At 67.8% G+C, this 20,126-nt stretch carries 22 protein-coding genes; 12 read left to right on the top strand and 10 right to left on the bottom strand.

What is annotated here, in order from left to right:
• Nucleotides 1-36: 36 nt before the first annotated feature.
• Nucleotides 37-789 carry an FAD-binding oxidoreductase gene (locus DTA22_RS12035; RefSeq protein ID WP_112299554.1) on the top strand — a complete coding sequence of 251 codons (753 nt, stop codon included), beginning with the start codon at nucleotides 37-39 and terminating at the stop codon, nucleotides 787-789.
• 10 nt (nucleotides 790-799) lie between these two features.
• Here the strand turns inward: DTA22_RS12035 and DTA22_RS12030 are convergent, their stop codons facing one another.
• Both DTA22_RS12030 and DTA22_RS12025 read right to left on the bottom strand, forming a co-directional pair.
• Nucleotides 800-1,966, bottom strand: coding sequence for an FAD-binding oxidoreductase (locus tag DTA22_RS12030; RefSeq protein ID WP_112299553.1), 1,167 nt, complete (start codon nucleotides 1,964-1,966; stop codon nucleotides 800-802).
• A gap of 111 nt (nucleotides 1,967-2,077) precedes the next feature.
• Nucleotides 2,078-3,655, bottom strand: coding sequence for an AMP-binding protein (locus DTA22_RS12025; RefSeq protein WP_112299552.1), 1,578 nt, complete (start codon nucleotides 3,653-3,655; stop codon nucleotides 2,078-2,080).
• A gap of 172 nt (nucleotides 3,656-3,827) precedes the next feature.
• On the opposite strand from DTA22_RS12025, the gene DTA22_RS12020 reads away from it, so the two are divergent.
• The 5 genes from DTA22_RS12020 to DTA22_RS12000 all read left to right on the top strand — a co-directional run bounded on the left by DTA22_RS12020 (nucleotide 3,828) and on the right by DTA22_RS12000 (nucleotide 8,078).
• The gene (locus DTA22_RS12020; protein ID WP_037243535.1) at nucleotides 3,828-4,322 is read left to right on the top strand and encodes a CinA family protein; all 495 of its coding nucleotides are present in this window, start codon (nucleotides 3,828-3,830) and stop codon (nucleotides 4,320-4,322) included.
• A 58-nt stretch (nucleotides 4,323-4,380) separates the two neighbouring features.
• Complete coding sequence (locus DTA22_RS12015) at nucleotides 4,381-4,788, top strand: ChaB family protein (RefSeq protein ID WP_112299551.1); 408 nt, start codon at nucleotides 4,381-4,383, stop codon at nucleotides 4,786-4,788.
• On the top strand, nucleotides 4,785-5,966 hold the full coding sequence (locus tag DTA22_RS12010) for a zinc-dependent alcohol dehydrogenase (RefSeq protein ID WP_112299550.1): 1,182 nt from the start codon (nucleotides 4,785-4,787) through the stop codon (nucleotides 5,964-5,966). Before DTA22_RS12015 ends, DTA22_RS12010 begins: the two co-directional genes overlap by 4 nt.
• On the top strand, nucleotides 5,966-7,444 hold the full coding sequence (locus tag DTA22_RS12005) for an FAD-dependent oxidoreductase (protein WP_112299549.1): 1,479 nt from the start codon (nucleotides 5,966-5,968) through the stop codon (nucleotides 7,442-7,444). The genes DTA22_RS12010 and DTA22_RS12005 overlap by 1 nt, the downstream gene beginning before the upstream one ends.
• 70 nt (nucleotides 7,445-7,514) lie before the next feature.
• Complete coding sequence (locus DTA22_RS12000; RefSeq protein WP_112299548.1) at nucleotides 7,515-8,078, top strand: type 1 glutamine amidotransferase domain-containing protein; 564 nt, start codon at nucleotides 7,515-7,517, stop codon at nucleotides 8,076-8,078.
• Between the two features lie 15 nt (nucleotides 8,079-8,093).
• On the opposite strand, the gene DTA22_RS11995 is transcribed toward DTA22_RS12000, so the two are convergent.
• Together DTA22_RS11995 and DTA22_RS11990 are read right to left on the bottom strand one after the other, a co-directional pair.
• Complete coding sequence (locus tag DTA22_RS11995; RefSeq protein ID WP_037243525.1) at nucleotides 8,094-9,281, bottom strand: sensor histidine kinase; 1,188 nt, start codon at nucleotides 9,279-9,281, stop codon at nucleotides 8,094-8,096.
• Nucleotide 9,282: 1 nt separating this feature from the next.
• Nucleotides 9,283-9,909, bottom strand: coding sequence for a response regulator (locus tag DTA22_RS11990; protein WP_174233793.1), 627 nt, complete (start codon nucleotides 9,907-9,909; stop codon nucleotides 9,283-9,285).
• Nucleotides 9,910-10,184: 275 nt separating this feature from the next.
• Between DTA22_RS11990 and DTA22_RS11985 the strand changes: the two genes are divergently transcribed.
• Both DTA22_RS11985 and DTA22_RS36260 read left to right on the top strand, forming a co-directional pair.
• Nucleotides 10,185-10,661 carry a hypothetical protein gene (locus tag DTA22_RS11985; protein ID WP_037243521.1) on the top strand — a complete coding sequence of 159 codons (477 nt, stop codon included), beginning with the start codon at nucleotides 10,185-10,187 and terminating at the stop codon, nucleotides 10,659-10,661.
• A 53-nt stretch (nucleotides 10,662-10,714) separates the two neighbouring features.
• Nucleotides 10,715-10,855, top strand: coding sequence for a hypothetical protein (locus tag DTA22_RS36260; protein WP_162130654.1), 141 nt, complete (start codon nucleotides 10,715-10,717; stop codon nucleotides 10,853-10,855).
• 86 nt (nucleotides 10,856-10,941) lie between these two features.
• On the opposite strand, the gene DTA22_RS11980 is transcribed toward DTA22_RS36260, so the two are convergent.
• The 4 genes from DTA22_RS11980 to dnaK are packed head-to-tail and all read right to left on the bottom strand — an operon-like array spanning nucleotide 10,942 to nucleotide 15,047.
• The gene (locus DTA22_RS11980; RefSeq protein ID WP_112299547.1) at nucleotides 10,942-11,349 is read right to left on the bottom strand and encodes a heat shock protein transcriptional repressor HspR; all 408 of its coding nucleotides are present in this window, start codon (nucleotides 11,347-11,349) and stop codon (nucleotides 10,942-10,944) included.
• Nucleotides 11,349-12,533: a molecular chaperone DnaJ gene (gene dnaJ, locus DTA22_RS11975; RefSeq protein ID WP_005238348.1), complete on the bottom strand. Its 1,185-nt coding sequence runs from the start codon at nucleotides 12,531-12,533 to the stop codon at nucleotides 11,349-11,351. Before dnaJ ends, DTA22_RS11980 begins: the two co-directional genes overlap by 1 nt.
• Before the next feature lie 22 nt (nucleotides 12,534-12,555).
• Nucleotides 12,556-13,206, bottom strand: a complete 651-nt coding sequence (grpE, locus tag DTA22_RS11970; protein ID WP_112299546.1) for a nucleotide exchange factor GrpE — start codon at nucleotides 13,204-13,206, stop codon at nucleotides 12,556-12,558.
• Nucleotides 13,203-15,047, bottom strand: a complete 1,845-nt coding sequence (gene dnaK, locus DTA22_RS11965) for a molecular chaperone DnaK (RefSeq protein WP_037243515.1) — start codon at nucleotides 15,045-15,047, stop codon at nucleotides 13,203-13,205. Before dnaK ends, grpE begins: the two co-directional genes overlap by 4 nt.
• 283 nt (nucleotides 15,048-15,330) lie before the next feature.
• Here dnaK and DTA22_RS11960 point away from each other — a divergent pair, with 283 nt between their 5' ends.
• Complete coding sequence (locus DTA22_RS11960; protein ID WP_112299545.1) at nucleotides 15,331-15,897, top strand: hypothetical protein; 567 nt, start codon at nucleotides 15,331-15,333, stop codon at nucleotides 15,895-15,897.
• A gap of 6 nt (nucleotides 15,898-15,903) precedes the next feature.
• Here DTA22_RS11960 and DTA22_RS11955 read toward each other — a convergent pair whose 3' ends face one another.
• A complete protein-coding gene (locus DTA22_RS11955; protein ID WP_005238337.1) occupies nucleotides 15,904-16,164 on the bottom strand; it encodes a hypothetical protein in 261 nt (86 codons plus the stop codon).
• A gap of 70 nt (nucleotides 16,165-16,234) precedes the next feature.
• Complete coding sequence (locus DTA22_RS11950) at nucleotides 16,235-16,555, bottom strand: hypothetical protein (protein WP_245973330.1); 321 nt, start codon at nucleotides 16,553-16,555, stop codon at nucleotides 16,235-16,237.
• A 132-nt stretch (nucleotides 16,556-16,687) separates the two neighbouring features.
• Here DTA22_RS11950 and DTA22_RS11945 point away from each other — a divergent pair, with 132 nt between their 5' ends.
• From DTA22_RS11945 to galK, 3 genes are all read left to right on the top strand, one after another.
• Nucleotides 16,688-17,230, top strand: coding sequence for a DinB family protein (locus DTA22_RS11945; protein WP_037243509.1), 543 nt, complete (start codon nucleotides 16,688-16,690; stop codon nucleotides 17,228-17,230).
• A gap of 450 nt (nucleotides 17,231-17,680) precedes the next feature.
• A complete protein-coding gene (gene galT, locus DTA22_RS11940; RefSeq protein ID WP_112299543.1) occupies nucleotides 17,681-18,847 on the top strand; it encodes a galactose-1-phosphate uridylyltransferase in 1,167 nt (388 codons plus the stop codon).
• Nucleotides 18,844-20,088, top strand: a complete 1,245-nt coding sequence (galK, locus tag DTA22_RS11935; RefSeq protein WP_112299542.1) for a galactokinase — start codon at nucleotides 18,844-18,846, stop codon at nucleotides 20,086-20,088. Before galT ends, galK begins: the two co-directional genes overlap by 4 nt.
• The last annotated feature ends 38 nt before the right edge of the window (nucleotides 20,089-20,126 follow it).

Raw genomic sequence — 20,126 nt, 5'->3', positions numbered from 1 at the left:
CGCTATCCGGTTCGACCGTCGGGAGAGCATTACGCCATGCAAGCCACGCAGACCACCTGGACCAGCACCGTCGTCGAACATCACCGCCTGCGGCACGACCTCGCCGTGATCCGCCTCGTCGGTGACTACGTCCCGTTCGCGCCGGGGCAGTACGTGGACGTGAGCGTGCCCCAGAACCCGCGGCTGCTGCGCAGACTCTCCCCCGCCCTGCCGCCGTCACTGGACGGCAAGCTCGAATTCCACGTCCGGACGGTGCCCGGCGGCTGGGTCAGCGGCGACATCGTCACGGGGACCTCGCCCGGCGACCAGTGGCAGATCCTCGAACCCCGCGGCACCATGTCCGTCGACGAGGACGGGCCGGACGTCATCATGATCGCCGGCGGCACCGGTCTGGCCCCGTTCCGATCGATCCTCCTGGACCTGTCGCGCCGGCCGAATCCGCCGCGGGTGTTTCTGTTCACGGGCGATCGGACACCGCGCGATCTCTACGCGTCCGACATGCTCTACCTGCTGCTGCAGGATCTGCCGTGGCTCACCGTCATCCCGGTGGTGGAGAACGTCGTGAACCCGGACTGGACCGACGAATGGTACGAACGCACCAGAGTGGACGTCGGGTTCACCGAGGACGACCTCATCGAGGGCTCGCTGCCCGACGTCGTGACGTCCTACGGCGCGTTCACCGAGCACCAGGTGCTGGTGTGCGGTTCGGCGGCGATGGTCCGCGCCACCCTCGACCGTCTCCGGGACACCGGGACACCCACGGAGAACATTCAGTTCGACCCGTACTGAGCCGTTCGGATCAGTAGGACGGGTCGTGCCGGATGTTCTCCGGCGGAGTGCCTGCCGCGTGCAGCCGGAACTTGGTGGTGTTGATCATCGCCTCGGAGCCGACGAGCTGGATGTCGCGCTCGGCCCATGTCCCGAAGTCGGCGACGACCTGCCCGACCTTGCCGGTCAGCCGGCGGTGCATGCCGGGCAACGCGGCGCTGCTCGGGCCGGTGTACCACCACGGGTCCTCGTCCTCCTCGGTGACCGGGACGACTGTCAGCCACGGGTTCTGCTCCGCGAGCGCCCACAGGGTGCCCAGGTCGTAGAGGTCGCAGGGGTACCGGCCGGCGAAGAAGAGGTGGACGCGGCGGTCCTGGCCGCGTTGCGACATCTGGAGGATCTGCGCGCGCAGCGGGGCAATGCCCGTCCCCGATCCGATCATGAGGATGTCGCGACCGTTGTCGTAGCGGACTCCGAGATCGCCGAGCGGGGATCCGATGACCCACCGCTCGCCCACGAGTGTCTGGCTGACGATGGCGGGGCTGACCCAGCCGCCCGACACCCGCCGGACGTGGAATTCGATGATGCCCTGGTCGTTGGCGGGGTTCGCCGGCGACAGGTACCGCCACATCCGGGGACGCGACGGCACCTGCACGCTCACGTACTGGCCGGCGGTGTAGGTCATCGGCTCGTCGAGTTGCAGGCGGACGATCGAGACGTCCTTCCGGACCTGGAGGTGCTCGATCACGGTTGCACCCCACGCCGGCGGGCCGCTCTCGGCGTTGGCCGCATCCATCATGGTGGCGGCGACGACCGCGAGGACGTCGCGCCACGCCTGCTCGAGTTCGTCGGTCCACGGCTCGGTCGAGGGGAACTGCTCGACGGCGGCGATCAGGGAGTTGCCGACGGCCACGTAGTGCGCGTCCTCGATTCCGTACTTGCGGTGGTCCCGGCCGAGTTGCGCGAGGTAGGCGAGGATCTGCCCGGACTCCTCCTCGAGTCGCTCGATCACGTACTGGACGGCGGAGATCAACCGGTCGCGCTGCTCGTCCATGGCCGCGGGAAAGAAGTCCCGGGCGTCGGGGTACCGCGCGAACAGCAGGGCATAGAAGGACCGCGACAGAGTCTGGGGCCCGTCCGGCACTGCCGCGATAGCCTTGAAACTCGACCGGACCAGCGATATTGCCTGTGAATCCACCGCGCATCCTCGTCACCGACTGAACGCGGCGCCGCCGCGAAGTACTTGGGCAGACTATAGGCGCGGGCGCCACGCCGCAGACCAGGTCCCTTGTTTTCCGCCCTGGTCGTGCTATCCGACCGCTCGGTCTGCACTCTCCCAGTACCGGGAACGCAACGCCTTCTTGTCCAGCTTGCCGAGCGGGGTGAGCGGCAACGTGTCGACGAAGTCGATCGATTTGGGGGCGTGCACCGATCCCTTCGCGGCCCGCACCCGTTCGACGAGTTCGGCGGCGTCGACCGTCTGCCCGGCCCGCAACACCACACACGCCTTGACGGCCTCGCCCCACTTGTCGTCCGGGACGCCGACCACCGCGACCGAGCCGACGGCCGGGTGCGCCGAGATGACATCCTCGATCTCCCGGGGGAACACGTTGAATCCGCCGGTGACGATCATGTCCTTCTTGCGGTCGACGATCGTCATGAATCCGTCTTTGTCCTTGCGCGCGACGTCGCCCGTGTGCAGCCAGCCACCGCGGAACGCCTCGGCGGTCTCGTCGGGCTTCTTCCAGTACCCCTTCATGACCAGCGGGCCGCGGACGCAGATCTCCCCCAGCTCACCCTGTGGGACCTCGTTCAGGTCGTCGTCGAGCAGTGCGACGTTCAGCCAGGGCACGGGACGCCCGCACGTCGCGAGCCGGCTGGGATCGTCCGCGAGGTGCTCTTCTTTCCGCAGCACCGCGATGGTCATTCCGCATTCGGTCTGGCCGTAGAACTGGAAGAAGATCTGACCGAACTTCTCGATCCCCTCCTGCAACCGGGCCGGCGACATCGCCGAGGCGCCGTAGAACAATGTCTGCAGGCTGGACACGTCCCGCTTCGGCAGGTCGGGGTGATCCATCAGGAGGTAGATCATGGTGGGGACGAGCATCGTGGCCGAGATCTTGTGCTTCTCGATCGCTTCGAGGACGGCGCCGGGCTCGAATGCGGGCAGCACGATCAGCGCGCCACCCCGCAGCAGGGTCGGGATGAAGAAGGCGGCGCCGGCGTGCGACAGCGGCGTGCAGATGAGAAAACGCGGTTCGTCGGGCCACTGCCATTCGGCCATCTGGATCTGATTGAGCGTCGCGCCGGACTGGTAGGAGCCGACGACGCCCTTCGGCTTGCCGGTCGTGCCGCCGGTGTAGACCATGCTGCTGTTGTCGTCGGCGGCCACGTCCGCCGCCCGCAGGCGTTGCGGGGTGAACGTCTCGGCGAGGGCGAGAATGTCGGTACCGACTTCCGACGGTCCCAACGACAACACGTTCTCGATCGACGGCGACTGCGCCACCAGTTCGGCGGCGCGCTCCTCGAAGGCGGTGGGATCGAAGATCAACGTCTGGATCTCGGCGTCGCCGACGATGTACAGATGGTCGTCGAGCGAGCCCATCGGGTTCAGCGCGCTGGCGCGGCATCCGGAGATCATCGTGGCGCCCATGCTGATGAGCACTTCGGGCCTGTTCTTGGACAGCATGGCGGTGCTCGTGCCCTTGCCGATCCCGAGCGAAGCCAGTGCCTGCGCAAAGCAACTGATCTGATCGCGCATTTCACCGCCGGTGAGGACGACGTCGCCGAGGTAGAGCGCCGGCTTGTCGGAGTTTCGTTCCAGTGCAGTGATGAGGAGGTCTGCAGCGAAGGCGGGTCGATGCAGATCTGCGAACTCGTCGGTCATCTGTAATCCTTCTACTCCCGCGACGCCGAGGCGCGTGGTCCGGCGGCCTGGATTTCCTGTGTCCTGGGTCACCGACACCCTAACCGGAAACCGGAAAAACTGAAACCTGTTCCATTCTTCTCGAGGGCGCCGACGCGACTCCGGGCCGGACACGTCCGATACCGTGAGGTCCATGAGTCCGCAGGACCGAATCGCAGAACGGATCTCGACCGCGGCGCGGAGCGCGCACGTGTTCCTCGCGACGGCGGAATCCCTCACCGGTGGGCAGATCTCATGCATTCTCGGCGCCGCGCCCGCCTCCTCCGACTGGTACCGGGGCAGCGTCGTCGCCTATTCCAGCGAGGTGAAACACCAGGTGCTGAAGGTGCCGGAAGGTCCCGTCGTCAGCGAGGCCAGTGCCCGCGCGATGGCCGGAGCGGTCGCGGAACTGCTCGGAGCCGACATCGCCGTCGCGGTGACCGGCGCGGGCGGCCCCGACCCTCAGGACGGGCAACCACCGGGGACCGTCTGGTTCGGACTCTTCACCCACGGCCGCATCGACACCGAGATGCGCCGATTCGACGGTGAACCGCAGGACGTCGTGACCGCCACGACCGACCATGCCCTGGAACTGCTCGAACGGGCGTTGGTCTCCGTGCCCGGTCGAGTTCCTCCCCCGCTCGCATAGATCTCCGAGAGTCGGGTAATCGTCCGAGCGGGCACCTCTACACCCGAGGAGGATTTCCGTGCCGAAGACCACGGACAGCGGCAAGCCGAAGAAGAGCGAGCTCCCCGAGACGCTGAAGAAGTCGTCCGAGAAGGCGCAGCGCACGTTCGCCAAGGTGTACGACTCCGCGATGGATCAGTACGGGGACGAGGAACGAGCGCATCGCGTCGCGTACGACGCTCTCAAACACGGCTACGAGAAGGTCGGCGACCGCTGGGAGGCCAAGGACGAGAAGGGCCCCTCGGACGAGCGTGCAAAGAGCGGCGGCCCGAACGCCTCCGGCGAGACTGCGGAGGGCGTCGACGCCAACGCGAGCAAGGACCACCTCATGCACATCGCACAGAGGCTCGACGTACCCGGCCGGTCGACGATGACCAAGGACGAACTCGTCGATGCGATCGAGAAGGCGAACCGGAGAGCCCGATGAGAGCCGTGACGTGGCAGGGCAAACGGAAGGTCAGCGTCGACACCGTCCCCGACCCGGTGATCGAACAGAAGACCGACGCGATCGTCGAGATCACCACCACCAACATCTGCGGCTCCGACCTGCACCTGTACGAGGTGCTCGGCGCGTTCATGAGCGAGGGCGACATCCTCGGTCACGAACCGATGGGCATCGTCCGCGAGGTGGGGTCCGAGGTGACCGACGTGAAGGTCGGCGACCGGGTGGTCATCCCGTTCCAGATATCCTGCGGCAGTTGCCACATGTGCGATCGGCAACTGTTCACCCAGTGCGAGATCACGCAGATCCGGGACGAGGGTATGGGTGCGGCGCTGTTCGGGTATTCGAAACTGTACGGGAGCGTTCCCGGCGGCCAGGCCGAGTATCTTCGGGTGCCGCACGTGCAGAACACGCACATCACGGTTCCGGAGGGGCCACCGGATTCGCGCTTCGTGTACCTGTCCGACGTGCTGCCGACGGCGTGGCAGGCCGTCGAGTACGCGGCGATACCCGATGGCGGTTCCGTCGTCGTTCTCGGGCTCGGGCCGATCGGCGACATGGCGGCACGCATCGCCGCGCACAAGGGTTTTCGTGTCATCGGCGTGGATCTCGTGCCCGAGCGTCTCGCCCGTGCGCAGGCGCGACAGATCGAGACGGTCGACCTGACCGACGCCAAGGGCGAACTCGGCGACGTGATCCGGGAGATGACCGACGGCCGCGGCCCCGATTCCGTCATCGACGCCGTCGGCATGGAAGCACACGGCTCCCCCGGCGCGAAACTCCTGCAGCAGGTCACGTCGTTCCTGCCCGACGCCATCGCGGGCCCGCTGATGTCGACGGCGGGAATCGACCGGCTCCACGCGCTGCACTCGGCCATCGACATCGTGCGGCGCGGCGGCACCCTCTCGCTGATCGGGGTGTATGGCGGTATGGCCGATCCCATACCGATGCTCACCCTGTTCGACAAGCAGATTCAGCTGCGGATGGGGCAGGCCAACGTCAAGCGGTGGGTCCCGGACATCCTGCCGTTGCTCACCGACGCCGACCCTCTCGGCGTCGACACGTTCGCCACTCACGAACTGCCACTGGACCACGCACCGCACGCGTACGAAATCTTCCAGAAGAAGGAAGACGGCGCTGTGAAGATTCTTCTGAAGCCGTAATGCCTTCTCTCTGGCTCGATCACGTCGCCGGGCACCGCGGCGCAGTAACGGGGCGGTCGTGGGACGAACGCGGACGGTACGACACCGTGGTGGTGGGCGCGGGAGTGACCGGCCTGATCACCGGGTTGCTGCTCGCCCGTGCGGGTCAGCACGTCGCCGTCGTGGAAGCGCGGACGATCGGGGCCGTGACGACCGGGAACACGACGGGCAAGGTCAGTGTGCTGCAAGGTACCCGGCTCGCCGAGATCGGCCGCCGCCACGCGCCGCACATCCTGCGCTCGTACGTCGAGGGAAACGTGGAAGGCCAGCAGTGGCTGCTCCGGTACTGCCACGACCGCGAGATTCCCGTCGGCGCGGCACCGGATTTCACGTTCGCACAGACCGAGTCCGGCGTCGACGCGGTGCGCGCTCAGTACAAGGCCGCCCGATCCGCGGGCCTACCCGTGCGACTCGTGCCCGAACTCGAGATTCCGGTGCCCCACGTCGACGCCGTCGTGCTCGACAACCAGGCGTTCCTGGACCCGATGCCCGTTCTCCACGCAGTGGCCCGCGACCTGATCTCGCACGGCGGCGACGTGTTCGAGCACCGTCGCGTGACGTCGGTCCGGACGCTGGTGCGATTTCACGTCCTGTCGACGCACGACGGCGACATCGAAGCCCGCCGTGTGGTTCTCGCGACGGGAACGCCGATCCTCGACCGCGGAGGATTCTTCGCCCGGCTGAAGGCGGAGCGATCGTACGCGGCGGCGTTCCGGGTGCCCGGCGGTGCACCCGGGGGTATGTACCTGACCGCAGATCAGCCCACCCGGTCGTTGCGCCCGGCCGACGACGGTCGCGTCCTGGTCGTCGGCGGCAACGGTCACGATGTCGGCCGAAGCACGTCGCCGCAGGCCGCGGTCGACGATCTGCTGACCTGGACCGGCCGTCACTTTCCGGGAGCGACGCCGACCCACCGTTGGTCGGCGCAGGACTACTCCTCGCTGAACGCGCTCCCCTACGTCGGCCCGCTGGTTCCGGGCACCAACGGCATCCTCGTCGCGACCGGGTACGGCAAGTGGGGACTGTCGAACGGCGTCGCCGCCGGTCTCGTGCTCGCCGGTCGCATTCTGGGTGGCCACATGCGGTGGGCGGAGGCATTCCAGAGCTATTCGCCGACGCAGCTTTTCGACCTTCCGGCGGCAGTGAAGGCGAACGGTGAGGTGGCGGTGGAGATGGTCGCAGGCTGGGGCGACGCGCTCGTGGGGCGACAGCGAGGAAAAGGCCGGGCTCGCATCGTGCGGGAGGGACTGCTGCCGGTCGGCGAGTACACCTCGGACGGTCACACCGAGCGCGTCTGCGCCGTCTGCCCGCACCTCGGTGGTGTGCTCCGCTGGAACGATGCGGAGGCTTCGTGGGACTGCCCGCTGCACGGGTCCCGATTCACTGCCGGCGGAACACTTCTCGAGGGCCCCGCAACCACCGATCTTCGACGACTCTGATTCCCACCACGATTGGCCCGGCGCCCTCCGGGTACCCGTTTCTTGTAGTCACGAGAGGAAGGAATTGCCCATGACATCGGCGGAGACACTGCGCGGCCGGAAGGTCGCGATCCTGGCCACCGACGGCGTCGAGGAAGTCGAACTCGTCGAACCCCGGAAGGCGGTGGAGGATGCCGGCGCGGAGGTCCGGCTGATCTCGTTGTCCCCCGGCAAGATCCAGGCCATGAACTCGGATGTGAACGCGGCAGGCACCTATGCCGTCGACGCCGTCGTCGGTGACGTGTCGGTCGCTGACTTCGACGCACTGATCCTGCCCGGCGGCACCACGAACCCCGACCACCTTCGGATGGACGAGTCGGCCGTCGGCTTCGTCCGCGACTTCGTCGATTCCGGCAAACCGGTGGGCGTGATCTGCCACGGACCGTGGACGTTGGTCGAGGCCGACGCTGTCCGCGGCCGCACTCTCACGTCGTATCCCAGCGTGCGCACCGATATCCGCAACGCCGGCGGGACCGTGGTCGACGAGGAAGTGGTGGTCGACAACGGGTTGGTGTCGAGCCGCAACCCCGACGACCTGCCCGCGTTCTGCGCGAAGATCGTCGAGGAATTCGCCGAGGGCCGCCACCCGCAGTGACGTCGGCGGGCCTGGTCAGCCCGAATCCGGGACCGTCACCACCACACGGGTGCCCGATCCGGGTGAGGACGTGACGTCGAACGTGCCGCCGAGGCTCTCGACCCGCACGATGTGCGATGCCAGTCCGATGTGCCCCTGCGCCACCCGTTCCGGGACGACGGCCGGATCGAATCCCGCACCGTCGTCGGCGACCGTCAACGTGATCCGCCCGCAGGCGCGGGTGAGCGCGAGTTCGATCTTCGTGGCGCAGGCATGTCTGGTCACGTTGGTGAGCAGTTCCCGCGCCACCCGGTAGAGCAGTTCCTGGCAGTCGGGACGACCGACGTCGTCGAGGCGCACCGACATCTCGATCTCACCCCGGCGGGCCGTCCGGTCCGCGAGTTCCCGCAGCGCAGCGGTGAGCCCCAGCTGCGCCAGGACCTGCGGATGCAGTGTGGTGACGGTGGACCGCAGTTGCGCCGCGGTCTCGCGTAGCGCGGACTCGGCGGCGACGAGCATCGCGTCCGGGTGCCGCTCCAGGGCCTCCTCCACGTCCAGCCGGGCGGCCAGCACATTCTGCAGGGGCCCGTCGTGGAGGTCCTCGGCCAGTTGCCGTCGCTCGCGTTCCTCGGCGCCCATCGATTCTGCGATCAGCTGCCTGCGCACATCCATCAGCGAGATCACCGTCGCAGAGCGCCGGACCAGCACGTACGACAACGCCGTCGTCGCGGCCGCGAGCCACAACAGGAAACCGAAATACAGGTACACCTCGTCGGGGAAGCCGACTGCGTCGTCGCGCTTGGAGTAGATGATCCACACCACCTGGTACCCGACGGCAGTGCAGACTCCGACGATCGCCGTCAGACGCGGCCGGTACTGGAACGCCACCGAGATCGGCAACAGGAAGAACACCGGAAGCAGCACCGACGTCGCGCCGCCGGAGACGACACACAACGCCACCACCGCGGTGACGTCCGCGGCGGTCGACACCCAGCCCGCCCACGGCCCGACGTCCCGGACCAGGACGAAGATCAGCCAGCCGAGCGCGGCGGCGGCATACCCGATCAGCACCCCGGCGAAGATGTCGGGTTTCCAGTGCGTCACGTGGATCACCGGCCCGAGCAGCGCCATCAGTCCGATGAGCGGTAACCGGAGAATGGCGGTCACCCGGACCGCCTCGGTGCTGTACCGACGGACTACGCGGCTCTGGGACGGATGGGGCACGTCACTCCAGCAAGCCGCGGCGCATCGCCTCGGCCACGGCCGCCGCGCGGTCGCTCACCCCGAGCTTCTCGTAGAGACGCTGGACATGGGTCTTGACCGTCGAGGGCGCCAGATACAGCTCACCGGCGATCGTGGGAATGCTCTGGCCGCGCGCAATGAGCGCCAGCACTTCCTTCTCCCGACCACTCAGCGCCGGCCCGACCGGTTCACTGCGACGACGCACCTCGCCGGCCAGTCCGACGGCGAGGGAGGCGGGGAGGACGTCGCGGCCCTGAGCGCAGTCCAGGACGGCTTTCACGATCTCCGCCCGGGTCGATTCCTTCGGCAGGAACCCCGCCGCCCCTTCCTGCAACGCGTGGTAGACGATCGCGGACTCGTCGTGCGCCGACAGCAGCAACACACGCGTGGTGAGTTCGGCTCGTCGCACGGCCGCCGCCACCTGGGAACCGTCCAGTTCCGGCATCCGATAGTCGAGCAATGCGACGTCGGGGGCGAGTTCGCGGATCAGGGCGAGCGCGACCGCGCCGTCGTCCGCCTCACCGACCACCTCGATGTCGCCACTCGCGACGAGGGCACGGACGACACCGTCCCGAAAGATCGGGTGGTCGTCGCCCACCACGACCCGCACGGCGCTCACGGCGCGGTCCGATGCGAAGCGACTCCGGCGAAGTCCATTGCTCACTTTCTCACGAGACCGGGCCCGCGCGGAGCACTTCGCGGCGCCGGTGTCCCCCGATCGGTGGACACCGGATTCATCCCGCCCTCGGTCCTGTCGGTGGACAGACGACGGCGAACATTCGCGACATAGTTGATGCACACCGGAAACGGGGAGGTCGGAAACCGAAACCCCCACGGCCCCAGACGTTCCACCCCCCGAAGCGTCAGAACTCAGGAGAAGCCATCATGCGCACTACCGCCCGCCGCCGCGTCGCACTCTTCATCGCACTGCCCGCCACCGCAGTGGCCGTCACCGGATTCGCCATCGCAGCCGCCGGTGTTGCCACCGCGGGCACGATGCCGACGTCGGGACCCACGATCGCGATGACGATCAGCAACGACACCGACCTGCCGATGGTCCTACAGGGCTCCTCGAACCCCTACGGGCAGTGGATTCAGGCGCCGTCGGACTACCTCGCCCCGCACAGCAGCCAGATCGTGAAGGCATTCTCCAACGACCCGAACGGCGTCGAGGTCGACGCCACCTACTCGCTCCCCGGTGGTGCCCAGGCCGTGTTCCGGGCCGACAACTACAGCAACATGACCGACGTGGACGGAACTCGCGTCGACGCCAACTACGGCCACGCCTACGGCATCAGCAGCTGGATCGACTCGGGCTACCCGAACATGAACGCCGGCTACCACCTCTACGGGCACCCCTGAAAGACGATCCCGACCATCCACCGAACACTCGACGAGAGCCGGAGAACATGATCATGCACGTCACCGAGACCCCCACCCCCACCGTCTCCCGCACGATGTGGACCACCGAGGAGATCAAGGCACGTCTCGAGGAGATGAATATTCCGCGTTCGCGCACCCGCCGCGGGCCCCGCTGGGGCAACCGCGACCGATAAGCCGGGGGTTGGGGCCCGATGTCGCACTGGTTCACTCCGACAGGACCAGTGCGACATCGGTTCGGTTCACCGGAGAGATCGCCGGGTCAGCGCTGGTGTCGCGGCTTCCACACGACGAGCGCGTTGCTCCGCGGGATCGGCACGAGGTCGCGCCGGTAGCCGGCGTGAACCTTCGCGATCTCCTCGGCGAGCTCGCGAACCCGGTGCTGCAGAGCCTCCACCTGGTTGGTGAGTTCGATGATCCGCTTGATTCCGGCGAGGTTGACACCCTCGTCCTGCGAGAGGCGTTGCACCTCGCGCAGCAGCGCCACGTCCCGCGGCGAATATCGTCGCCCGCCACCGGACGTGCGGTGCGGGGTGACGAGACCGAGCCGGTCGTAGTTGCGCAGCGTCTGCGCATGCATGCCCGCGAGTTCCGCGGCCACCGAGATCACGAAGATCTGGGCGTCCGGATCAACGGCCGTCTCCCGTGGATCCTGGGTCGCATCGCTCATCAGGCACCTGCCCACCCGGCCCTGGGATCGAATCCGCTGGCCTTCTCTGCTTCCAGATAGGTCTTGAGTGCTTCGGTTGCCGGGTCGTCGAGCTTCTGCGGAACAGCGACCTTGACCGTGACCAGCAGGTCACCAGCGCCGCCCGCACGCTTGGGAACACCTCGGCCGCGCACACGCAGAACCCGGCCGTCGGCTGTGCCCGCCGGAATCTTCACACCGACACGCCCCTCCAAGGTGGGGACGGAGACGGTGGTTCCGAGCACGAGCTCACCGTAGCTGACGGGAACGACGAGGGTGAGGTCGTCGCCGTTGCGGCCGAACACCTTGTCGGGCCGCACCCGGACCGTGACGAACAGGTCGCCCGACGGCGCGCCGCGCAGGCCCGCCTCGCCCTGGCCTGCCAGCCGGATCTTCTGTCCGTCGCTGACACCCGCGGGGACGCGGACGGTGATGGTGCGGGTCCGGTTGGTGACACCGTTGCCGTGGCACACCTCGCACGGCGAGTCGATGATGGAGCCGGTACCGCGGCAGTCGTCGCACGGCTCACTGAACCCGAACGCGCCCTGGTTGCGGCTGACGATTCCGGTCCCGTTGCAGCGCGGGCAGACTCGCGGGCTGGTTCCCGGCTTGGCACCGCTGCCGTGGCAGGTGGTGCACGGCGACGGGCTGGTCAGTCGCAGCGGAACCGTGACGCCCAGTGTGGCTTCGCGGAATTCGAGAGTCGTCTCCGTCTCGACGTCGCTTCCACGACGGGGACGGTTGGTCGTGCGGGTCGCGCCGCCGCCACCGGCGCCGCGATTGAACAGGCCACCGAAGATGTCGCCGAGGCCGCCGTCACCGGCCGCCGCGCCGCCGCCACCGAACAGGTCGTTGATGTCGAATCCGCCCTGGCCGAACCCGCCGGCTCCGGGGTTGAATCCGCCGCCGCCCTGACCGAAACCGCCGCTCGCGAACAGCCGCCGGGCCTCGTCGTATTCCTTGCGCTTGGCAGGGTCCGAGAGCACGGCATGTGCTTCGCTGACGGACTTGAAACGCTCCTCGGCCTTCGTGTCACCGGGGTTCGCGTCGGGATGAAGGTCGCGGGCGAGCTTGCGGTACGCCTTCTTGATCTCGTCCGCGGATGCGTGGGACGAGACGCCCAGCTCCTTGTAGAAGTCCTTTTCGATCCACTCCCGTTGGCTCACTGGGCGTCTCCTCCTCTCGCTCTTACTCTTGTTCCGACTCGGCGGGCTTCACGGCCTCGTCGGAGGTGTTCGCGCCGGCATCGCCGGCGCGATCGATTACAGCTACCATCGCATGCCGCAGGACGCGATCACCGAATTTGTAGCCCTTTCGCATCACCGTGCCGAGAACGGGGTCGTGACCCTCACCCTCGTGCTGCACTGCCTCGTGCAGCGCCGGATCGAATGCGTCGCCCTCGGCACCGAACTCGCTCAGACCGAGCGAGGTGAGGGTGCCGGTGAGCTTGTCCGCCACACCCTTCAGCGGCCCCGAGTCGAGGTCGCCGTGGCTGCGTGCACGGTCGAGGTCGTCCAGCACCGCGATGAGCTCACCGACGACGGACGCCTTGGCGTTCGCGATGTCGGCCTGCTTGTCGCGCTGGACGCGGCGACGGTAGTTGGCGTACTCCGCCTGCAGTCGCTGCAGGTCGGCGGTGCGCTCCGCCAACTCGTCCGTCTCCGGAGCTGCCGTCTCCGGCAGGGCCCCTTCGTCCACCGAGCCGGGCTGCGGAGCGGCCGCGGTGCCCGCCAGGGGCTCCACTACCGGCTCCGAATCCCGCGTCTGACCGGTCTCGGGGTCGATCTTCCGCTTGTCCACGAAAGTGACCGGTTCCTGCTCGGTGTTGTCGGACGTCACTTCTTCTCCGAGTCGGACGGCTCGTCCACGACCTCGGCGTCGACGACGTCGTCGGCGCCACTCGCGCCGGAGCCGTCGGTGTTGGCGGCTTCCTCAGCGGCACTGGCCTCGTAGATCGCCTGGCCGAGGGCCTGCGACTCGGTGGCCAGCTTCTCGACCGCGGTCTTGACGGCCGCGATGTCGGTGCCTGCGAGAGCGTCGTTGGCTTCCTTGATGGCAGCCTCGACCTTCTCCTTGACGTCGGCGGGCACCTTGTCCTCGTTGTCCTTGATGAACTTCTCGGTCTGGTGCACCAGCGACTCGGCCTGGTTGCGCACCTCGGCCTCCTCGCGGCGGGCCTTGTCTTCCTCGGCGTGAGCCTCGGCGTCCTTGACCATCCGCTCGATCTCTTCCTTGGACAGACCGGAGCCGTCCTGGATCTTGATCGTGTTCTCCTTGCCCGTGCCCTTGTCCTTGGCCGTCACGTGCACGATGCCGTTGGCGTCGATGTCGAAGGTGACCTCGATCTGCGGCACGCCACGCGGGGCGGGCGGCAGGTCGGCCAGCTCGAACGAGCCGAGCAGCTTGTTGTGCGAGGCGATTTCGCGCTCACCCTGGAACACCTGGATCTGCACCGAGGGCTGGTTGTCGTCAGCCGTGGTGAAGGTCTCGGAACGCTTGGTCGGGATGGTGGTGTTGCGCTCGATGAGCTTGGTCATCACGCCACCCTTGGTCTCGATGCCGAGGGACAGCGGGGTGACGTCGAGGAGCAGCACGTCCTTGACCTCGCCCTTGAGGACGCCGGCCTGCAGGGCGGCGCCGACGGCGACGACCTCGTCCGGGTTGACGCCCTTGTTGGGCTCGCGGCCACCGGTCAGCTCGCGCACCAGATCGGAGACGGCGGGCATACGAGTGGAACCACCGACGAGCACGACGTGGTCGATGTCCTTGACGGCGATGCCGCTGTCCTTGATCACGGCCTGGAACGGCGCGCGGGTGCGGTCGAGGAGATCGGACGTGATCTTCTGGAACTCGCTGCGGGACAACTGCTCGTCGAGGAACAGCGGGTTCTTGTCCGCGTCGACGGTGATGTAGGGCAGGTTGATCGAGGTGCTCTGCGAGGAGCTCAGTTCGATCTTGGCCTTCTCGGCAGCCTCACGGAGACGCTGCAGGGCCATCTTGTCCTTGGTCAGATCGATGCCGTTCTGAGCCTTGAACTTGTCGACGAGCCACGTGACGATGCGCTCGTCCCAGTCGTCACCACCGAGGTGGTTGTCGCCGGACGTGGCGCGAACCTCGACGACGCCGTCGCCGATTTCGAGCAGCGAGACGTCGAAGGTGCCGCCACCGAGGTCGAAGACCAGGATGGTCTGTTCCTTGTCACCCTTGTCGAGGCCGTAGGCCAGTGCGGCCGCGGTGGGCTCGTTGACGATGCGCAGGACGTTGAGTCCGGCGATCTGACCGGCTTCCTTGGTGGCCTGACGCTGGGCGTCCTCGAAGTACGCGGGGACGGTGATCACGGCGTCCGTGATGTCCTCACCCAGGTACGCCTCGGCGTCGCGCTTCAGCTTCATGAGCGTGCGCGCGCTGATCTCCTGGGGCGTGTACTTCTTACCGTCGATCTCCACGTTCCAGTCGGTGCCGATGTGGCGCTTGACGGAGCGGATGGTGCGGTCGACGTTCGTGACGGCCTGGTTCTTGGCGGGCTGGCCGACCAGCACCTCACCGTTCTTGGCGAAGGCGACGATCGACGGGGTGGTGCGTGAACCTTCGGCGTTGGCGACCACTACGGGCTCGCCGCCTTCCAGCACAGACACGACCGAGTTCGTTGTACCGAGGTCGATACCGACGGCACGAGCCATAGTGTTCCTCACTTTCGTTTTGCAGTCCTGTGGGCAGGATTTTCATTACTGAACTGCGATGTTGGCGCTTAGTGAGCGCCCTCCGCTCAAGTTTGCACTCCGACACCGTCGGGAGTCAATTCGAACTTGAGTCTTGCACGCTCATGTTGTCGTAAGGCTCAACGGAGGGGTGCGGAGATTTGTTCCCGGATGCCCACATCTATTTTCGCGCCTCGTTCCGGGGCCGCCGACGCGGATCCGCGCGTCGGCACGCCACGGTACGGCAGGTCGATAGGATCGCAGCGTGACGACACCCGAACAGCCGCCACGCCGGCCGGAACCGCCGCGACCCGTACCGCCGCGTCCGGAGTTCGCAGTCACCCCGCTGCGCGCCACCCCCACCGATGCCACCCCGAAGGCCGTCGCGGTGTCGCTGTCCGCCTGGGTGGGATCGTTCGTCGTTCTCGCCGGGATCGCCGGGGCCATCGCGCTCGACCTCGGCGCGGTCCGCGACGCCCTCGAGGCCTCGGTCGCCGCGGATAATCCCGGAGACTCCGCGACGGACATCACCGACACGGTGAACCTGACGCTGATCGGCAGCGGCGCCATCGCCGTCGTCCTGATCCTCCTCGGACTGCTGGGGATACAACTCCTGCGCGCGCGGAAACCGGCGGGCCAGATCACCCTCGCCGTCGTGGGCGTCCTCAGCGCCGCCGGCGGGGTGGGCCTGTGGACCCTGCTGTCCGACGCCGGTGATGCGACCGCCGGTGTGCTGCAGTGGGCGCCGCTCGCCTACAGCGCCCTCGTCGCGGTGGGAGTGCTCGCCCTGTTCGCCCCCGGTGTGTCTCCGTGGCTGCGCCGGAACCGCTGACCGGGCTCACACCTGGCACGGATCGGTGCTGCCGTGGAACTCCGGGTCCGGGTCGTATTCGCGGTTGGACGTACCCGAGTACTCGGGATCAGGGTCGTACTCGTCGTTGGTCGTCCCCGTGAAGTCGGGGTCCGGGTCGTACTCGTCGTTGGTCGTGCCCTCATAGGAGGAGTTGCAGGCCGGGTGGGCGGCAGCGGTCTGGGTCACGGACGCGGCGCCGAACACGAGAGCCACGGCTGCCAGTGCGGTCATCGTCGTGCGGATCATGATGATTCCTTTCATCGGTGGGCTGATCATCGGTGGGCTGAGCGGACCGAGAAGAGAGAACCGGGCGGGGTCACCCGGGTGCGGGCTGGTGGGGCATCGCGGGTTCGCCCGCGCCGATCCGGCTCGACCCGGCGATATCGGGATGGCGCGTCACCGTGGGGGTACCCAAATCGGGGCCCGCGACACCCGGTGCGAGTGGCGGAATCGTCAGGGCTCGCCTGAATTCCATCCGCCCGCCGGTGTCGCTCTCGGCGGCGGTCGAGGCGTACGCGACCGTGCCGACTCCCACCGCGACAGCGACGAGGACGGGCGACACCATGGCCCCGAGAACGCGGGGCCATACGCGTCGGCGTGAGGGCCGGGGCGCCGGTCCCGGGGAGTCGAAGTTCATACCGAGAATCCTTCGCGGCGGACGCTTTCCGCACATCCAGGAAGGCACCCAACTTGGACCCCGAGAAAAACCCTGAGAAGGCCTTCCTAATGAGGACCGTTTCTGACCTCAATTGCTTCTACTGTTCTTCTCATGACCACTTCGCAGAAGTCCCCGGCCACCGGTGAGCGCGCCGACCTCCTCCAGATCCTGCAGGAGCAGCGTGCCACCCTGTTGATCACCGTCCGCGGCATCGACGACGAACAGGCACGGCAGCGCTCGACCGTCAGCGACCTGACGCTCGGCGGACTGATCAAGCACGTGTCCCACACCGAAAAGCACTGGGTCGAAACGATTCTCGAACCCGACGAGAATGCCGAGTTCGACATGGAGTGGGCGATGGAGAAGTACTACATGCGCGACGACGAAACCCTCGAGGGACTGCTCGCCGACTACGCCGAGGTGGCCCGCGCGACGGAGGCCGCCGTGGCCGGCCTCGACGACCTGGATGTGCTCGTCCCACTGCCCACCGCACCCTGGGCGCCCGAGCGGCAGTGGTGGACGGTCCGCCGGACCCTGCTCCACATCATCCGGGAGACCGGCCACCATTCCGGTCACGCCGACATCATCCGGGAATCCCTCGACGGCGGAAACACCACGATGCAGATGGGCGCCGACGCCGGCATGGAGTTCTGACCCACCCGGCAGAACAGACGAAAACACCTCACCGGGTTCAGGTTCCGGAGAGGTGTTCTCTTCTCAGCGTGTGGCGTTATTCAGTGTTGACTGACCTCCTGCGGTTCAACTTTGCGCCGACTGGTGAAAACCATGGTGCCCCCATGCCGGGGCACCGGCTACCTACCCCAGGGTGAATGTCGACCCCCCGGTCTCTGCGTGCATGGGCACCCCGGCGTGCAACCGCGCGGCCTGACGGACCGCCGTTCGCCGATCGTCGGATGTCATCCTGCCTCGCAACTGGATTGCCGCAGTGTGGCATCCGGGTACGGCCGTAGATGTGCACAATTACGCTCGTATGTTGACTTTCGAATTGCAGTCGACAGAATTGGGTATGGCCTCAACGAACAACCCGGTCGACCACGTCGGCGACCCCGTGGTGACGCGGGAGAACCGGGACGGAACTCGTCGATGACCATGCGTGACGAACAGGATGAGCGGGAGGCCGCCACGAAGCGCCGGATGCGCAAGATCCGGACGACCCTCGCGGACGGCCGCGAACTCATCTACTTCGACGACTCGGAGCCGTACGTGTCGGGCGGCGCCACCCGCGAGCTGGTCGATTCACGTCCGCTGCCTGCGGCGGTGTCGCAATCGCAGATGCGCTTCGACGTGCTCACCGGGGAGTGGGTGGTCATCGCCGCCCAGAGGATGGACCGCACGTTCCTGCCCCCGCCGGACGCGTCGCCGCTCGCGCCGAGCCTGCCCGGCAAGGTGCCCACGGAAATTCCGGCCGACGACTACGACGTGGTGGTGTTCGAGAACCGCTTCCCGTCGCTGGCGACCGCCGCCGCCGAGCAGGACCTTCCCCACTGTGTCGACGGAGAAGCGTTGTGGCCGCTGGCACCGGGAGCGGGCCGGTGCGAGGTCGTGTGCTTCACCAGCAACCCGGACGCCGCGTTCTCCACCCTGAGCGTCGACCGGGTCCGCACCGTCGTCGACGTCTGGGCCGACCGCACCGCCGAACTGTCGGCGCTGCCGGGAGTCCGGCAGGTGTTCTGCTTCGAGAACCGGGGCAAGGAAATCGGCGTCACCCTCACCCATCCGCACGGGCAGATCTACGCGTACCCGTATCTGCCGCCCCGCACGGACGCGCTGATCCGGCGCTCCCGCGAGCACTTCGAGAGCACCGGGCGACTGCTGCTCGCCGACGTCCTCGACGCCGAACGCCGGTCCGGCAGGCGGGTGGTCCTGGCCGCCGAACACTGGACCGCGTACGTTCCTGCCGCCTCGCGCTGGCCGCTGGAGGTGCACCTCGCCCCGCACCGCGACGTCCGTGACCTCCCCGAACTGTGCGAAGACGAGCGCGACGAACTCGCCCACGTCTATCTCGAACTGCTGCGGCGGGTCGACCGCTTCTTCGACGGTGTCGACACCGTGCCCTACATCGCCGCGTGGCACCAGGCGCCCGTCGGCGAGGACCGCGCGCTCGGACGCCTGCACCTACAACTGTTCTCGATGATGCGGTCCCCCGGCCGGATGAAGTACCTGGCGGGATCCGAGTCCGCGATGGGGGCGTGGGTCAACGACACCACTCCCGAACGCATCGCCGACCGGCTGCGGGAGGTGGCGTCGTGAGTGCGGCGCGGTGGGTCGACCTGGTCGACGTCCACACGGTCGCGGCCGCCGCGGAGGCGTTGTTCCGCAGCACGTTCGGCGGCGCCGCGGACGGAGTCTGGGCTGCGCCCGGCCGGGTCAACCTCATCGGCGAGCACGTCGACTACGCCGGCGGACTGGTGCTGCCGTTAGCCCTCCCCTACGTGACCGTGGCCGCCGTCCGAATGCGCGACGACGACATCCTGCACGCCGTGTCCACGCACACCGACGAGACCTGGCAGGGTCTGCTCGCCGATGTCGCGCCGGGCCACCCGGCCGGCTGGGCCGCGTATGTCACCGGGGTGGTGTGGGCGCTGCGCCGGTCCGGACATCTCACGGCGGGAACGGGTTTCGACGTGGCGGTGCATTCGACGGTCCCGGTCGGCTCCGGGCTGTCGAGTTCGGCCGCGCTCGAGTGCGCATTCGCACTCGCTGTCGCCGACCTCGCCGAACTACCCACGGACGACGCAGGCCGCCGGCCACTGATCGACGCGTCCATCCTCGCGGAAAACGAGATCGCCGGCGCGTCCACCGGCGGCATGGACCAGTCGGTCGCGATGCTCGCCCGCCCCGGCCACGCCCTGCTCCTCGACTGCCGGGACGGCGCCACCCGGCACGTCCCGCTCGACTTCGGCTCCGCAGGCGCCCGACTTGTCGTCATCGACACCAACGCGCCGCACCGGCTGGTCGACGGCCGGTACGGCAACCGGCGCGCCGTCATCGAGAAGGCCTGCGCCGACCTCGGCATCGCCGGCCTGCGCGACGTCGCCGACGCCGACGCGGCGGTCGCGGCACTGAGTTCCCCGGCTGCGCAGCGGGCCCGGCACGTACTCGGCGAGATCGACCGGGTCCGTGAGGTCGCCGATCTGCTCGACCGCGGACGGATCGCCGACATCGGCGACGCCCTGAACCGCTCGCACGCCTCCCTGCGCGACGACTACGAGGTCAGCTCCGTCGAACTCGACTCCGCCGTCGACGCCGCGGTCGAGGCGGGCGCCTGGGGTGCGCGGATGACCGGCGGCGGCTTCGGCGGCTCCGCGATCGCCCTCGTGCCCACCGACCGGGTCGACACGCTCGTCGCCGACGTCGTCCGCCGGGCCCACTCCGCCGGTCTGCCGGTCCCCCAGTTCCTGTACGCCGAGCCGTCGGGCTCGGCACACCGACTCGGAAATTCCCACGACACCACCACTCGAGCGAAATCTGGGAACTCCGCTGGAGCGTAGACGTACCGTGGTGCAGTGCGGTCGTGACGAGGCGTGCG

The sequence above is a fragment of the Rhodococcus wratislaviensis genome (assembly GCF_900455735.1).
In the GTDB taxonomy this organism is placed as follows: Bacteria; Actinomycetota; Actinomycetes; order Mycobacteriales; family Mycobacteriaceae; genus Rhodococcus_F; species Rhodococcus_F wratislaviensis.
Note: the sequence above shows the minus strand (reverse complement) of the source record. Positions and strands in the feature narration are given on the sequence as shown.